Origin of the sequence: Desulfitobacterium dehalogenans ATCC 51507, from assembly GCF_000243155.2 — a bacterium.
Lineage (GTDB): Bacteria > Bacillota > Desulfitobacteriia > Desulfitobacteriales > Desulfitobacteriaceae > Desulfitobacterium > Desulfitobacterium dehalogenans.
Genome location: NC_018017.1, coordinates 936,939 through 952,500 on the forward strand (window position 1 = coordinate 936,939; position 15,562 = coordinate 952,500).

Genomic DNA, 15,562 nt, shown 5'->3' on the forward strand with positions numbered 1-15,562 from the left:
CCTACAGTATCCTTCATCACCATCGATGAGTTATATAACAGATTATTTTATTAATATTACTCTTGCTTTTGCCCTTAGTCAACCTTAACCTGATCTAAAAATAAGGTCCAAACTACAAAGCAAAGAGGAATTATGCTACAATTTACTCAGGATAGTGTGGATTTGTCATTGGATAAGGCCGGACTATGGCGTTTTAATATGAAAGGACGAAGGAGGGTTTGGTATGCCTTGGTTATATCGAATTGTATGGTCCCTGGCGATCATTTTTTTCATTTTGGCCGTTGTCGTTTTTTCTATTTGGGCCGTGATTATTGGTGCTGTACTCTACGCTCTTTACCGTGTCTATCTTTATTTTGCTCAGAAGAAAGGGATAGGTCATGGCAGAGCCGGACAGAGCCGGCGTGTTTATTATAAGGTTTATACCAATCATCAAGGACCCGGCCAATCCGCCGGTCAGCATCCCCCACGGGGCTTCGCTGACGGAGAGGTTATCGATATGCCGGTTGAGGAAGTTACGGATTCGCGGAGTGCTTTCCCGAAAGAGTAGCTGTTTAAATGGGAGGTTATCCCAAGGTTTTCAGCCAATTTTCAGTCAGCCCTCAGACCCATTTCAACTGGGCAGCAGATAATGAGAAGAAAACGATTTCGCCTTTAAAGGGGATATACTCTATGCAGAAGTTGAAAGGAATCAAAATCCTTATTATTGATGACGAACCGAATATTCTGGAGTTCCTGGAAATGGGATTGCTGAACGAGGGCTTCGAGGTGCAGACAGCGGCTGATGGGATGACAGGAGTTACTCTAGCCAAACAATTCCATCCCCACCTCGTGATTCTGGATATCATGATGCCGGGGATGGATGGTTTTGAAGTGTGTCGTATGCTGAAGAAGAGTGAGAATGTGTCCATCATTATGTTGACTGCTAAGGATGAAGTGGAGGACCGGGTCAAGGGCTTAACCATCGGCGCCGACGATTATATGGCCAAGCCCTTTAGTTTTGAAGAACTCCTCGCTCGAATCCACGCCCGTATCCGCAATCAGTTCCCTACCCTTTTAGGGGAAGTGGTGATGGGGCCATTTCGTTTGGATGATCGCCGCAAGGAAATCCAGCTTCATGATAAAGTCCTGGAACTTTCCCCGACAGAGTATGAACTGCTCAAGTTTTTAATTCTTAACCAGGGGCTGGTCTTGAGCAAGGCGATGATTCTGGATAAAGTGTGGGGATATGATTTTGTCGGGGATGATAATATTGTGGAGGTCTATATTCGCTCCCTGAGAGAAAAGCTGGGGGATAAGGAACATCGCCTGATTCGCACATTGCGGGGCTCCGGCTATCGGATGGACCTACTATGAAGAAGCGATTTTCCATCCACAAGATCGTAACCCCCAACTCCTTGAGATTTCAGTTGCTCTCCCGTTCCTTGTTTTTTTTGGCCATCATCTTAGTGTTGATCGGGATATTTCAATATGCTTTTTTAAAGGATTTCATTCTGGGCAGCACTGCTGCAAGCATTCGTTCCCAAATTGCTTCAGTTCCCCGGGACACTTGGACGCAAATGCTGCTCTATGCGGAGATTAATGCGAAATTCAATTTGGATAAAGGGTTGGCGGAAGTGGAACCTGGTAAGATTCAGGATAATCTCTCCAACCGTATTCCCTTCTCCCTGATGGACGCTACCATTGCTTTCGTGGATTTAAGCGGGAACATGACCAACCTATCCAATTCCCTGAATCGGTCAGGGGTCCCACCGGCCCTTAGTTCCGACCAGTATCAACAAGCCTTGAATCCGTCTGAATCACCGCAATTTTGGGTAGTGGACGCATCGGATGGAAAGGAATTGCTGGTGGTTCTTCATCCCCTGGAGCTTCGGGGCTATCTCATTGGCTTTATTCAAGTTAGCCTAAGTACCCAATTTGTTCAAGATCTCTTGTTCCGGCAGTTGTTTATATTTATGATGCTTTCTGTGCTTGCCCTTGTGGGGGGATTGGTGGCTTATCAGGCAGTCATTAAAAAGACTTTGGTTCCTTTATCCAATATTGTTCATACCATGGAGAGTATTGATGCGGGGAACCTTAACGAACGCCTCCCTGTGGAACAAGGTCAGAAAGAAATCGATACTCTGGCCGTGTCCCTCAATGGGATGCTGGAGCGGCTGGAGTCCTCTTTTACGGCAGAAAAGGAAGCCAAAGAACAGATGCGGCGTTTTGTAGCCGATGCTTCTCATGAACTGCGGACCCCTCTCACGTCGATTCATGGCTTTTTAGAGGTCCTGCTGCGGGGGGCCATGAACCAACCGGAAAAGCTGCAGAAGTCCTTAACCAGTATGTATGCGGAATCGGAGCGAATGAAAAAGCTTATTCAGGATCTGTTGCTCCTGGCTAAATTAGACCGTTCTCCCCATCTGGAAAAGGTGGAAAAGGATCTTGAGGTATTGATTCTGGAAATGGAGCCCCAGCTGCGTATGCTGGCTGAGGAACGGGAAGTTCAATTGGATCTGTCCTCGGAGGGATTGGTCCTCGTTGATGTGGATAAAATGAAGCAAGTCATTCTTAACCTTTTCCATAATGCGGTTCAGCATACGGATCCGGACAAGGGTTTAATTCAAATCAGTCTGAAGTCTGAGGCTTCCGGAGTTGAATTGTCAGTCCAGGATAACGGACCGGGAATTCCCAAGGAGCATATTCCCCATCTCTTTGAGAGGTTCTACCGCAGTGATTCCTCCCGAACCCGGAAATATGGGGGAGCCGGACTGGGTTTAGCCATTACCCACTCTTTAGTGGAGCTTCACGGAGGAATTCTTCGTGTAGAAAGTAAACTAGGTGAAGGAAGCCGATTTATTGTCCGCCTGCCCAAAGTATGAAGGGGATAGGCCAGCCCGGTGAGAATGCTCACTGAGTGTCGTGACCCATGTCACGGCACTTTTTTTATTTATGACGTACCATAATCTTACAAGCTAAGGGGGGATAAGAATGAATCATGATTTACTAAAGAACCAGCATAGTATTATTCGTCAGCTTATTCAGGAGATCGAGGAAGAGATTCGTTTAGGGAATCTTGACCGTAAGGCTTTCGACCTTTCTCTGAAAATCAGCAAGCTGTCCGGTATTCTTGTTTTGCATTTAAAATCCGAAGATGATTACCTTTATCCTGCTTTGAAAAACTCAAAGGATGAAACACTGAGCAAAACGGCGGAGCAGCTCTATCAGGAAATGGGCACCTTATCCGCAGAATTTTTGCAGTATAAGAGTATTTATATGTCAGCGACAAAAATTAAAGCTGATATCCCTCAATTCATAGAGGGATCTAAGGAAATCTTTTCAGCATTAAAGAATAGGCTGAATACTGAGGATAAAAAGCTCTACCAACTCATCTAATACCTGGATTCGAGTAAAGAGATTCAAACCCGAGGAAAAGAGGTGAGAGTCGAGACAGTGGTTGCACGAATACTGAACACAGGATGTGTACTTATTGATGGCTGGGGTGTGGTTTGCTCCATTGATTGGGAGGTTGCGCAACTTCTCCATGTTGAACCTTCAGAGGCTTTAGGGCGCCGCTTGACGGAGATTTTTCCGGAAACTCGCCTCCTCGAGGTTCTTGTCACGCAACAGCAATTACTTACAGAGCAGGTTATTAATAAAAGGAAGGTGCGGGTGGGCTATTATCCGGTAACCACGGTTCAGGATTTTTCCGGAGTAGTCATGGTTGTTGAGTCTTTATCGCCGGTGCCTCCCGAAAATCAGGAGCATCAAGCGTTAATTGACCTTTATGAAGGGATTCTCTCTGAATTGCCCTTGGGCCTTGCCGTTGTTAATCGGCAGGGCCGAGTGGTGTTTATGAACGATTATTACAGTCAATCAATGGAATGTTCTTCAGAAGTCTTAATGGGTTTGCCTCTACAAAAACATGTTCCCTTTTCCAAAATCGCCGAGATTTTACATATAGGAAAACCCCGACTGCAGATCGATATAGAATATCGGGGTAAGGTTTTCCTATTATCCGAATCGCCTATTGTATCCCGAGGCCAAACTATTGGGGGGATTAGTAAAGTACTGTCCCGTGAAGAGATTGAGGGGCAGGATTTCCGTTCCTTGACTCAGCGGGTTCAGGTGTTGGAGAACAAGCTCCTCTTCTATAAAGAAGAGCTTTTGGAGCTGCGCAGTCAGAGATCTCCTTTAGATGAAATTCAAGGGAAAAGCTCGGAAATACTCAAGTTAAAGCAGGTGGTGGAGAGGGTAGCCCAGCATGATGCTAATGTCCTGATTACAGGGGAGAGCGGTACGGGGAAGGGGTTGGTGGCCCAGACAATTCATCAGCTCAGCCCACGCAAGGAGGAGCCTTTTATTAAAATCAACTGTGCTGCCATTCCGGAGAACCTCTTGGAGTCGGAGTTGTTCGGTTATGAGGAAGGCGCGTTTACAGGAGCGCTCAAGGGCGGAAAGCCCGGTAAATTTGAGTTGGCCCAAGGGGGGACAATTTTCCTGGATGAGATTGGAGATATGCCCCTAACCATGCAGGCCAAAATTTTGAGGGTTCTTCAGGAAAAATCCTTTGAGAGGATTGGGGGGAGTAAGACCCTGACTGTAAATGTCCGCATTATTGCCGCAACCCACCGGAATTTAGTGAAATTAATCGATGAAGGCCAATTCCGTTTAGATCTGTATTATCGAATCGCGGTGATCAGCATGGATTTACCCCCTTTACGGAAGCGTCCCCTAGATATTCAGCCTTTGGCTGCAGAAATCATCCAAAAACTTCAGGTCAAGTATGGAAGACCTATTCACGGACTGACAACAAAAGCGGAAAAAATACTTCATAACTATTCCTGGCCTGGTAATGTACGGGAATTGGAGAATGTCCTTGAGTATGCCTTCAATTTTTTAGAGCCGGGAGAAAGAGTCATTGCTGAATCCCACCTGCCATCCCATATTATCCAGCTTACCTCCTCTTCTAAAGAGGTGCGAAAACCATTAAGCAGAGATGCTAATCCTTTTTCAGATACGCAGCCGGTCAATATTTCTTTAGAGGATGCCGTAGCCAAAGCGGAAATTGAAGCTATTCTTCGGGCATTGGAGCTAACCCAGGGCAATAAGCAGGCCGCAGCTCGAGTTCTCGGAATCCATGTCTCTGGGCTTTATCAAAAGCTAAAAAAATATGCGGACTCTATCGAATCCTAGCTAAAGTATGTTACCCTTACTATTTTGATAAGGAGAGCCAAAGGGCCTATGACCAAACTCAGAGAGGTTATTAAACATTTGATGGATAAATCCCCCTTGGATTCCAATCCCATGATTGAGGTGGATGAATGGGTTTATTCTACTTGCGGGTATTGTTCAGTAGGTTGCGGTCTCTATATCGGAGTCAAAGACGGCCAGGCTGTAACGGTAGAGGGGAATCAGGATTCTCCTGTCAATAGGGGAAGGCTCTGTGTCAAAGGGCTTTATGAATGGAAGTTTCTCCAGCACCCGGAGCGAGCTACATCCCCTATGATTCGTAAAAAGGATAAGCTGGAGCCTGTGTCTTGGGAGGAAGCTTTGACCTTTATGATCAATAAAATGGAAGAAATCCGTAATGAAAAAGGACCTAAGGCTATAGGGGTATACCACACGGGGCAGTTGCTGTTGGAAGAGTATTACGCTTTAGGGAAACTGGCCAAAGGGGTCATTGGAACACCGAATGTGGATTCCAATACCCGTCTTTGTATGGCCTCCGCAGTGAAGGGCACAATTCGCTCCTTTGGTACGGATGGGTCCCCCGGTTGTTATGAGGATGTGGATGAAGGGGAGGTGCTCTTAATCTTCGGAGCCAATCCGGCGGAGATGCATCCCCAGCTGTGGCAGCGGATTTTGCATAACCGCGAAGTTAAAGGGACCAAGATCATTGTGGCAGACCCTCGCACTACCTTACCGGCACAAATAGCCGATATTCACCTGCCCTTGCGCCCGGGGACCAATATTGCTTTGCTTAATGCCATGATCCATGTTCTCATCAGGGAAAATCTCCTGGATGAAGAAATGATCGATGAGCATACCGTGGGCTTTTCTGCCGTAAAAGCTCTGGTGGAAGATTATCCCCCTGGGCGGGGAGAAGAGTTAACGGGAATTCCGGCTGAAACCATTGTGGAGGCGGCTTTGCTTTTTGGCAAGGCGGCACGAGGGACAACTCTTTATGGACAAGGGGTTAATCAGAGTATGTCCGCTACGGATACAGCAGCCTTGATCAATACCCTGCATCTGATAACGGGTAAGCTTGGTAAACCAGGATGTGCTCCTATTTCTTTAACCGGGCAGGCTTCTGCCATGAGCAACCGGGATGTAGGAGGCAGCTTTTCCTTGCCGGGTTTTCGGAATCCTGCCAATCCTCAGCACCGTTTGGAAGTGGCCGAAGCTTGGAAGCTGGATGTGGAGAAGATCCCTGCCTATACTCATGATATTATGAAGATGATGGAACTCATTGATACGGGTAAGTTGGATTTGCTCTGGGTGATCGGCACCAATCCGGCCGTATCCCTCCCGGATCAAAAGAGCGTTCGTAAGTCCCTCGAGAATGTCTTTCTCGTGGTGCAGGATGTGTATTACCCTGTGGAAACAGCGGCCTATGCGGATCTCTTTCTCCCTGGGGCACAATGGGGAGAGAAAACCGGGACCTACACCAACATCGAGAGACGGGTCAATCTGGCTAATCAGGCGGTGGAACCTCCGGGAAAAGCGAAAGGGGATCTGAAGATTTTTCAGGAAATCGCCAAGGGTCTCGGGGCCGAAGAAGGCTTTTCCTGGCTGAATCCTGAAGAAGTCTTTAATGAATGGAAAGTACTCTCCAAAGGCAGACCGAACGACATGTCCGGGATGACCTATGAGCGGTTGGAAAAAGAACAGGGAATTTGTTGGCCCTGTCCTGATATCCATCATCCCGGCACCAAACGCTTGTATACGGCCAGGGTCTTTAATACGTCCAAAGGGATAGCTCAGGAATACGGTGATTTTAATCATGAAGAAGGACGGGCAAGACTTTGGGCTATTCCCTATACTCCTCCGCCGGAAAGCCCTGATGAAGACTTTCCTCTTTGGTTGAATACCGGTTCCATCCTTGAGCATTACCATACCCGCACCAAGACCAAGCGCATCCCTGAGCTGGTGATTACTGCACCGGAAGGTTTTGTAGAGCTTCATCCTCTTGATGCGGAAAGACTGGATATTCGAGAGGGTGAACGTATTCGGGTAGTTTCCCGCCGGGGATGGATTCAAGTTCCCGCCCATATAAGCACCACCTTGAGTCCGGGGCAAGTTTTTGTACCCTATCATTTCGGAGATCTTGATCCTTCAGAAGCTCATCTTAAGCAAGCGGCTAACCATTTGACCTTAAATTGGAAGGACCCCTTTTCAAAACAGCCGATGTATAAGACCTCAGCCTGCCGTATTGAAAAAGTTGGCCTCGCTCAATAAGCTATGTGGTATAATCAGGTTAATAAATGTATTTATTGGCTCGGATTAAGTCCTAGCCAAAATAAAGATATCGATGGTAATATTATGAATAATAGTGGAATCAAAAAAGAAAAAGATGAAAAAATATTTATAAGGGTAAGCCAACAAAAAATGAAACTCTTTACGGTGATCATTAGCTTCTTTTTTGTTTGGAAAGTGTATTGGTCGGCGTTTAATTTGATTTCCCCGCAAGACACGATTATGGATGTACTTGCCCTATTTGGTGTTCTGATTATTGTTATTCCTTGCACGGCAATTCTTCAAGCAAAACTACTGGATTTTCTGAAAGAATAAGAAGTCTGACTATTAATCTAAAATTGCCTGGAATCTTCGCTTAGCAAAGATCCAGGCAATTTTTAACTGATTAAATCAAAGAAACTTATCTGATCACTTTCCGGTATCCCTTTTAAACAATCAAATTTACTCAGCAATTCCAGAGTGGAATTCCCGATTTTGCCCCGTTTCTTGACATCCTCCAGGGATTTGAAGGGTTTTTCCTGGGCGGCGCTGTACAATCCTTCAGCAGCGACGGTTCCCATGCCGGAGATGCTGTTCAAAGGGGGTCTTAAGGCATTGCCCTCTACCTGAAATTTTGTAGCATGGGAATTGTAGATATCAATGGGCAGGAAGGAGAAGCCCCTCTCATACATCTCCAAGACGATCTCCAAGTCATCGTACATATCCTTATCCTTAGGTGCCGCCTGATTACCCAGAGCCTCGATCTCTTTCATTTTCGCCTTGACTTTTTCTTTGCCAAAGGTCATAAATTCGGCGTCAAAGGCCTTGGCACGAATGGTGAAATAGGCTGCGTAATAGGCCAATGGAATATGCACTTTAAACCAAGCGATACGGAAGGCCATCATCACATAGGCTGCAGCATGGGCTTTAGGGAACATGTATTTAATTTTACGGCAGGAATCAATGTACCATTCCGGAACATTGTGCTCCCTCATTAAGGTTTCGTACTCCGGCCATTTGGAATCCTTCAGAGCTTTACCTTTACGCACCGTTTCCATAATCTTAAAGGACGTGTTGGGGGGGAGACCCTTGCGGATGAGATAGGTCATAATCTCGTCGCGAGTACAGACCGCTTCACTTAAGGTTACTGTACCCGCATCGATTAAGTCCTTGGCATTCCCCAGCCACACATCGGTGCCATGGGAAAGACCTGAGATACAGATTAAGTCTTCGAAGGCTTTAGGCAGGGTATCCAGGAGCATTCCCCGGACGAACCGGGTGCCGAATTCGGGAATGCCGAAGGTTCCCACCTTGGAGTTGATCTGTTCAGGGGTTACCCCTAAGGCTTCTGTGGAGGAGAAGAGAGACATGGTTTTTTTATCATCCATAGGAATGGTTTTCGGATCCACACCGGTAATATCCTGAAGCATGCGGATCACTGTGGGATCATCGTGGCCCAGAATATCCAGCTTCAAAAGGTTCTGGTCAATGGAGTGGTAGTCAAAATGGGTGGTGATGATATCTGAATTGGGGTCGTCGGCAGGGTGCTGCACAGGGCAGAACTCAAAGATCTCCCGGCCTTTGGGCACCACGATGATGCCCCCCGGATGCTGTCCCGAGGTTCGCTTGATCCCTGTGCAGCCTTTGGCGATGCGGATGATTTCCGCTTTATTGGCGGTCCGGTTCTTCTCCTCAAAATACTTCCGCACATAGCCAAAGGCTGTCTTATCGGCGATGGTGCCGATGGTTCCCGCCTTGAAGGTGGTGCCTTTACCAAAGATAACCTCTGTGTATTTATGGGCTTTAGCCTGGTATTCCCCTGAGAAGTTTAAGTCAATATCCGGCTCTTTGTCCCCGTTGAAGCCCAGGAAGGTTTCAAAGGGAATATCGATGCCATCCTTATCCAGCTTTGCTCCACAGACAGGGCATTCTTTATCCGGTAAGTCAAAACCGATCTTATGACCATAATCGGAGAAATCCGAGTACTTGCAGCCAGGGCATCGGTAGTGAGGAGGCAGGGCATTGACCTCTGTGATCCCTGTCATATAGGCGGCTACAGAAGAACCCACGGAACCCCGTGATCCAACCAGATAGCCGTCTTCGTTGGATTTCCAGACCAACTTTTGGGCGATGATATACATCACGGAGAAGCCGTTTTTGATGATGGAATCCAGCTCCCTATCCAGCCTTTGCTGAACGATATCCGGTAAAGGATTTCCATAGAGTTCGTGAGCCTTGCTAAAGGCAATCTCCTTAATGGTCTCCTCACAGCCCTCAATATGAGGGGTGGCTTTTTCCGATGAAATCGGATTGATAGGCTCACAGAGATCGGCGATAAGATTGGTGTTGGTGATCACCACTTCATAGGCCTTTTCTTCGCCCAAATAGGAGAATTCCTCCAGCATTTCTTCCGTGGTTTTCAGATAGAGGGGGGGCTGCTGGTCCGCATCCTTAAAGCCCTGGCCTGCCTCCAGGATCCGCCGGTAGACTTCATCTTCGGGATCCAGAAAATGCACATCCCCCGTGGCCACTACCGGTTTGTTGAGCTTTTCACCTAGGGCGACAATTTTGCGATTAATCTCCATGAGGTAGTCTTTATTCGGTACCTGCTCGGTTCTGATGAGGTAATCATTGTTGCCGAGAGGCTGGATTTCCAGATAATCGTACTCTTCGGCGATGGACTCGATTTCCTCGTCCGATCTTCCCAGCAGGATAGCTTGGAAAAGCTCCCCTTCACTGCAGGCACTGCCGAGAATTAAGCCTTCTGAATACTTTTTATAGAGGCTCTTTAAAATGCGGGGCTTTTTATAGAAATAGTCCAGGTGAGAATAGGAGACCAGCTTATATAAGTTTTTCAGTCCAGTGTAATCTTTGGCTAAGATGATAGCATGATAAGTCTTAAGTTTTTTATATTCGTCCTTCTTGGCAGATTCGTCCGACGCCTTCAGGTCGATGTCCGCGAGGGTCTCCACTCCCCGTTCCTTAAGCATGTCTACCATGATATTAAATACTTTAACGGTGGTACCCACGTCGTCGAGAGCCCTATGAGCGACTTCCACTTTAATGCCCAGATTCTTAGCGATTCTCCCTAATTTATAGGTTTTGTAATCCGGGAAAAGCTCTCTGGCTAAGGACAAGGTATCCAAATAAGTATAGTCAAAATTATAACCTAAGACTTTGGCGGTGTGCTTCAGGAAGCCCATATCAAAATCAGCATTATGAGCGACCAAAACGCTTCCTTCTATAAACTGCAAAAGCTTAGGGAAGACCTGGTCGATGGTCTCGGCATCCTTGACCATATCATCGGTGATGTTGGTCACTTCCACGACTCTGGCGGGGATGGGCTTTTCGGGATTCACGAAGCAGCCGAATTGATCGATGATCTTGCCCCCCTGGATCTTCATGATCCCGATTTCCGTAATCTTTTCTGTGACGGCTGAGAAGCCGGTAGTTTCCAAGTCCAGGACACAATAGGTGGTATCAATACTCTGACCTTTAAGGTTGGTCACGGAAGGCTTCTTATCCGGTGCCAAATAAGCCTCAACACCATAAATCACCTTCATATTGGGATTATCTCTGCCCAGGAGCTTATGGGCTTCGGGAAAGGATTGAACCACACCATGATCGGTAATGGCAATGGATTTCATTCCCCAGCTCATGGCCCGTTTGATGAGATCCGTGGCCCCGTTCATGGCATCCATCTGACTCATTTGGGTGTGTAGGTGCAGCTCTACCCGTTTCGCCTTGGCCAGATCCTGCCGTATATATTTTTTCATGCCTTCAGTTTCCACGATGGTGTTGGCGATAAGCTCAATTTCCCCGGAAAACTTGCTGAAGCCGGCATTTCCCGAAAGCTTAACCCCTTTAGCCTTTTGCAGCCTGGACACGACCTCTCCCTCTTCACCGGGCTTGAGGAAGGCCTTACAGGTCATGGAGCTTGAGCCGTCATAAAGATCAAAGGAAACTAAAGTTTTTCCGCTTTTCAATTCTTTGGCTTCGATATTGGATAGTTCCCCCTGTATAGCAATCCTACCTTCATCCGGGGTGATGTCGGTAATTTTGATGACCTTGTCTTTAATGGCGGCATTACGGCCCAAAATGAGATTGGGGTCGCTTTTTTTACCGTCATCTGCTTTACTCTCCACCGGCACGGGCGCGGCTTCCTTATGTTCAGCAGGGGCAAGGCTGGGGGGAGCCGTCATCCTTTCTTTTTGAATCAGCTGAAGTTCTTTTTCCTGGGTAGCCTCTTGAAGCCGGACCAAATCTTCAGGGTTGACTTTATCGGCAAAATGAATGGAATAATGGGCACCGTAGAGGTTTTTAATCGCCTCCTGAATGATCTTGTCATAGCCCTTGCCTTTGAGTAAGTAAGAAACGGCAATCTTAAAGGTAAGCTGTATGGATTGATCCGTGATGTCGTAGTCACAATTATTGAGGGCTGATTTCAAGAGGGGATGTTTGCGGGCCAGCAAACTGATGATTTTCTTGAGCTCCTCTTCGATGGGTTTTTTGGGAGTCCCCTCGGAGTACTCGACGATAATCTCGGAATCCTCTAAGGTCAGGTGTTCTCTTATAAATTGATTCAGAGATTCAAGGTCGCTGACCTCTATATAGTTATCCGAGCTGATCTTCATTTCCAGGGTTTTGCTCTTTTCCTTCAACACCACTGCTTTGACGATGGCTGTGTTTAAGCTGACCCCAGCCTCAAAATCCCTAAAAATCTCCTGAACTCTTTTCATACTATCTCTAAACTCTCCATATACTTGTTCTGAATTATTTGTTTTTGGGGTTTTCTTCAAAATAAACCAGGAAGCCTATCTGTTGCGGATGTTTAACTACAAATAGGCTTGACTCACATTATTTCTATTTTACCATGAGAGTGAATCGGAAAGAAGAAGCTTTTTTTCTTGACAAGAGTTGAAAGTCTGTTATAGAATACATTAAATAGTTTATAAATACGCCGAAGAGGAATAGTAAGTTTTATCTAAGCGCCTAGAGAGCTGTTGGTTGGTGTAAAACAGCGGCAAAGATGGAGCTGAACTCACCTCGGAGTAGCTCGCTGAAATGGTAAAGAGTAGGTGGAGCCGGATCCTAACCGTTATAGTAGGGGGATATAAGGTCGGAAATCTCTTTGAAGATAGTGGACCCGTATCTGTGAGAGCATGCTTTGGGCATGAATGAGAGTGGTACCGCGTAAGATGTTAAAATCTTTCGTCTCTATAGGTTATAGAGATGAAAGATTTTTTTAATTGTGAGGGAGGATGATGAACAATGAAAAATGTAGAAAATTATCGCCGAGGGTATTTCATGCCCCCTGTAAAAAGCTTAAAGTGGGCAGAAAAGGAGTATATTAATGCGCCACCCACATGGTGTAGTGTTGATCTTCGGGACGGCAACCAGGCCCTGGTGGTACCGATGAGCCTGGAAGAAAAGCTGGAGTATTTTCAAATGCTCTTAAAGATTGGCTTTAAGGAGATTGAGGTGGGCTTCCCGGCAGCGTCGGAAACAGAGTACGCTTTCCTGCGCACCCTCATTGAACAGGATCTGATTCCTGAGGATGTGACCATTCAGGTCTTAACCCAATCCCGTGACCATATTATCGAAAAGACCTTTAAGGCCTTGGCAGGAGCAAAAAGGGCAGTAGTCCATCTCTATAATTCCACTTCTGTGGCCCAACGGGAGCAGGTCTTTAAAATGAGCCAGGAAGAGATTATAGAGATCGCCGTAAGCGGCGCTCAATTGCTGAAAAAATATGCTGCGGAGACGGAGGGTAATTTCCAATTCGAATATTCCCCGGAAAGCTTTACCGGTACGGAGATGGAGTTCGCCCTGGAGATCTGCAATCAAGTCCTCGATGTTTTTGAACCCACGACCGAAAATAAAGCGATTATCAACCTGCCGGTCACTGTTTCCATGTCCATGCCCCATGTTTACGCCAGTCAGATTGAATATATGAGCGAGCATCTCAAGTATCGGGACAATGTGATTTTATCACTCCATCCACATAATGACCGTGGGACTGCGGTAGCTGATGCGGAGCTGGGCTTGCTGGCCGGTGGTCAACGCATCGAGGGGACATTGTTTGGCAATGGGGAACGCACCGGCAATGTGGATATCGTCACCTTAGCACTCAATCTGTTTTCCCATGGGGTGGACCCTGGTCTGAACTTTGAAAATATGTTGGAAATTACGGCCGGGTATGAAAAACTGACCCGGATGAAAGTCCACGACCGTCAGCCTTATGGCGGCAAGCTGGTCTTTGCGGCCTTCTCCGGCTCCCATCAGGATGCCATCACGAAGGGCATGAAGTGGCGTGAAGAGCATGACTGTCAATGCTGGACGGTTCCTTATCTGCTCATTGATCCCCAGGACATTGGCCGAGAGTATGAAGGGGATGTCATCCGCATTAATAGTCAGTCGGGTAAAGGGGGCATCGCCTATATGCTGGAACAGCATTATGCTCTTGATTTACCGGCTAAGATGCGGGAAGACTTCGGTTATAAGGTGAAAAACGTCTCCGATAACCTGCACAAAGAACTCATGCCTGAAGAAATTAAGGATATTTTCTTCAAGGAATATGTCAATATTGAGAGCCCCATTAAATTCGTCAACTTCCGCTTCCTTAGCGATGATGATTTTCATACTACGGTCACCATAGAGTTCAAGGGCGAGATTCAAGAACTATCCGGGGAAGGCAACGGCCGCCTGGACGCTATCAGTAATGCCCTTCAGGCTCGCTTGGGGCTATCCTACTCCAATCTAATTTATAAAGAGCATGCCCTTGAGTTAGGCTCCAAATCCCAAGCCGTTTCCTATGTGGGAGTAACCGATCCGGACGGAGTGATTCACTGGGGGTGCGGAATTCACACCGATATCTTTACTTCTTCGGTTAAAGCGTTAATCAGTGCTGTCAACACCATGATAAGGGGGTAGCTTTATGCATAACGCTCACTCAGTAAAGGTTGAGTTTCTCAAAGGTGGCGTTGTGGGGCGTTGCATTTCCTAGGAATCACAGTTTTTTTGTGCTAGAATGAACAGAATGATGTTATGCTGAGGTGACATGATGATTCGTGAAATCTACCCTCGTATCTATCTAAACGAGATACCTTTGCCCCATAACCCATTAAAGACATTGAACAGCTATATCGTTCTGTCCGGGGACCGTCCCCTTATTTTGGATACTGGATTTGACCTGGAAGCTTGTAAGACTGCTTTCATGGAAGGTGTTGAGGAGCTCCAAATCGATCTGAAAAAGACGGATTTGATACTAAGCCATATGCATGTGGACCACACCGGACTGGCTGACTTTTTGGCCGAGAAGGGATGCAAAGTTTATATTGGGAAAAAGGATGGTATCCTGCTCAATAACTACAGAACTTCTCCGGATCTCATTATGAGCGAATTGAATAAGGTGTTGAATTTAAGCCAGGAAATGAATTCAACGGAGAAAGCGGTCTTTGATATTACTCCTAAAAAGCCTTTGGCATATACACCCCTGAACGAGGGAGACTGCTTAAAAGCCGGATCCTATAAATTGGAGATTATCAATATTCCCGGACATAGTCCGGGACACATCGGTCTCTATGAAAGAACTCATAAACTGTTTTTCGGCGGTGATCACATACTCAATGAGATTACCCCCAATATTACCTTTTTCCACTACAACATTGATAGTCTCGGGAACTTTATCAAGAGCCTTGAAAAGATACGCCAGTATGATATTGATCAGGTATTTCCTGCCCATCGCAGCCTTATCGCAAATCACCAACAGCGGATCGATGAGCTGATTGCCCACCATCAAGAGCGCCTTGTTGAAATTGCAGAGATCCTGGGTGATGGAAAAAAGACAGTGGGTCAGACTGCGGCAAGAATGCGCTGGGAGCTGAGATATAACAGCTGGAATGAGTTCCCCCCAGCTCAAAAATGGTTTGCTTCCGGGGAAGCTATGGCTCATTTAGAGCATTTAGTGCATAAAGGAGAAGTTCGGCGGGTGAGGCACGACGGGGGAAATTATTACGAATTGGTAAATTAAAAGCTCCATAAGACAAATCAAGGTATTACGCAGATGGTTAAATAGAAAAAGAGCCAAGGTAACATTTCGCCCTCCAACATTTTAAGCGGAGAA

At 46.5% G+C, this 15,562-nt stretch carries 10 protein-coding genes and 1 other annotated feature; of the genes, 9 read left to right on the forward strand and 1 reads right to left on the reverse strand.

The genetic code is table 11. From position 1 onward, the window contains the following. The first annotated feature begins 223 nt into the window (after positions 1-223). The 7 genes from DESDE_RS22395 (at position 224) to DESDE_RS04535 (ending at position 7,773) form a co-directional block, all read left to right on the forward strand. Positions 224-547 carry a hypothetical protein gene (locus DESDE_RS22395; RefSeq protein WP_014792851.1) on the forward strand — a complete coding sequence of 108 codons (324 nt, stop codon included), beginning with the start codon at positions 224-226 and terminating at the stop codon, positions 545-547. A 122-nt stretch (positions 548-669) separates the two neighbouring features. Further along, positions 670-1,353 carry a response regulator transcription factor gene (locus DESDE_RS04510; RefSeq protein WP_028305457.1) on the forward strand — a complete coding sequence of 228 codons (684 nt, stop codon included), beginning with the start codon at positions 670-672 and terminating at the stop codon, positions 1,351-1,353. Continuing rightward, positions 1,350-2,861: a sensor histidine kinase gene (locus DESDE_RS04515; RefSeq protein ID WP_014792853.1), complete on the forward strand. Its 1,512-nt coding sequence runs from the start codon at positions 1,350-1,352 to the stop codon at positions 2,859-2,861. Before DESDE_RS04510 ends, DESDE_RS04515 begins: the two co-directional genes overlap by 4 nt. A 109-nt stretch (positions 2,862-2,970) precedes the next feature. Then, positions 2,971-3,375, forward strand: a complete 405-nt coding sequence (locus tag DESDE_RS04520) for a hemerythrin domain-containing protein (RefSeq protein ID WP_014792854.1) — start codon at positions 2,971-2,973, stop codon at positions 3,373-3,375. A 42-nt stretch (positions 3,376-3,417) separates the two neighbouring features. Beyond that, a complete protein-coding gene (locus tag DESDE_RS04525) occupies positions 3,418-5,175 on the forward strand; it encodes a sigma-54 interaction domain-containing protein (protein ID WP_014792855.1) in 1,758 nt (585 codons plus the stop codon). Positions 5,176-5,223: 48 nt separating this feature from the next. Beyond that, a complete protein-coding gene (locus DESDE_RS04530) occupies positions 5,224-7,440 on the forward strand; it encodes a molybdopterin oxidoreductase family protein (RefSeq protein ID WP_014792856.1) in 2,217 nt (738 codons plus the stop codon). Positions 7,441-7,524: 84 nt separating this feature from the next. Next, positions 7,525-7,773, forward strand: a complete 249-nt coding sequence (locus DESDE_RS04535) for a hypothetical protein (RefSeq protein WP_019849629.1) — start codon at positions 7,525-7,527, stop codon at positions 7,771-7,773. Positions 7,774-7,835: 62 nt separating this feature from the next. Here the strand turns inward: DESDE_RS04535 and polC are convergent, their stop codons facing one another. Next, positions 7,836-12,176, reverse strand: a complete 4,341-nt coding sequence (gene polC / locus DESDE_RS04540; protein WP_014792858.1) for a DNA polymerase III subunit alpha — start codon at positions 12,174-12,176, stop codon at positions 7,836-7,838. 212 nt (positions 12,177-12,388) lie between these two features. Continuing rightward, positions 12,389-12,659: a binding site (T-box leader), on the forward strand. 49 nt (positions 12,660-12,708) lie between these two features. Between polC and DESDE_RS04545 the strand changes: the two genes are divergently transcribed. Then, positions 12,709-14,370 carry a 2-isopropylmalate synthase gene (locus DESDE_RS04545; protein ID WP_014792859.1) on the forward strand — a complete coding sequence of 554 codons (1,662 nt, stop codon included), beginning with the start codon at positions 12,709-12,711 and terminating at the stop codon, positions 14,368-14,370. Positions 14,371-14,500: 130 nt separating this feature from the next. Then, the gene (locus tag DESDE_RS04550; RefSeq protein ID WP_014792860.1) at positions 14,501-15,469 is read left to right on the forward strand and encodes an MBL fold metallo-hydrolase; all 969 of its coding nucleotides are present in this window, start codon (positions 14,501-14,503) and stop codon (positions 15,467-15,469) included. Positions 15,470-15,562 lie beyond the last annotated feature (93 nt).

Excerpts from the sequence above, each read along its gene's own strand:
- DESDE_RS22395 (WP_014792851.1), top strand. The coding sequence starts at position 224 with ATGCCTTGGTTATATCGAATTGTATGGTCCCTGGCGATCATTTTTTTC.
- DESDE_RS04510 (WP_028305457.1), top strand. The coding sequence starts at position 670 with ATGCAGAAGTTGAAAGGAATCAAAATCCTTATTATTGATGACGAACCG.
- DESDE_RS04515 (WP_014792853.1), top strand. The coding sequence starts at position 1,350 with ATGAAGAAGCGATTTTCCATCCACAAGATCGTAACCCCCAACTCCTTG.
- DESDE_RS04520 (WP_014792854.1), top strand. The coding sequence starts at position 2,971 with ATGAATCATGATTTACTAAAGAACCAGCATAGTATTATTCGTCAGCTT.
- DESDE_RS04530 (WP_014792856.1), top strand. The coding sequence starts at position 5,224 with ATGACCAAACTCAGAGAGGTTATTAAACATTTGATGGATAAATCCCCC.
- DESDE_RS04535 (WP_019849629.1), top strand. The coding sequence starts at position 7,525 with ATGAATAATAGTGGAATCAAAAAAGAAAAAGATGAAAAAATATTTATA.
- polC (WP_014792858.1), bottom strand. The coding sequence starts at position 12,176 with ATGAAAAGAGTTCAGGAGATTTTTAGGGATTTTGAGGCTGGGGTCAGC.
- DESDE_RS04545 (WP_014792859.1), top strand. The coding sequence starts at position 12,709 with ATGAAAAATGTAGAAAATTATCGCCGAGGGTATTTCATGCCCCCTGTA.
- DESDE_RS04550 (WP_014792860.1), top strand. The coding sequence starts at position 14,501 with ATGATTCGTGAAATCTACCCTCGTATCTATCTAAACGAGATACCTTTG.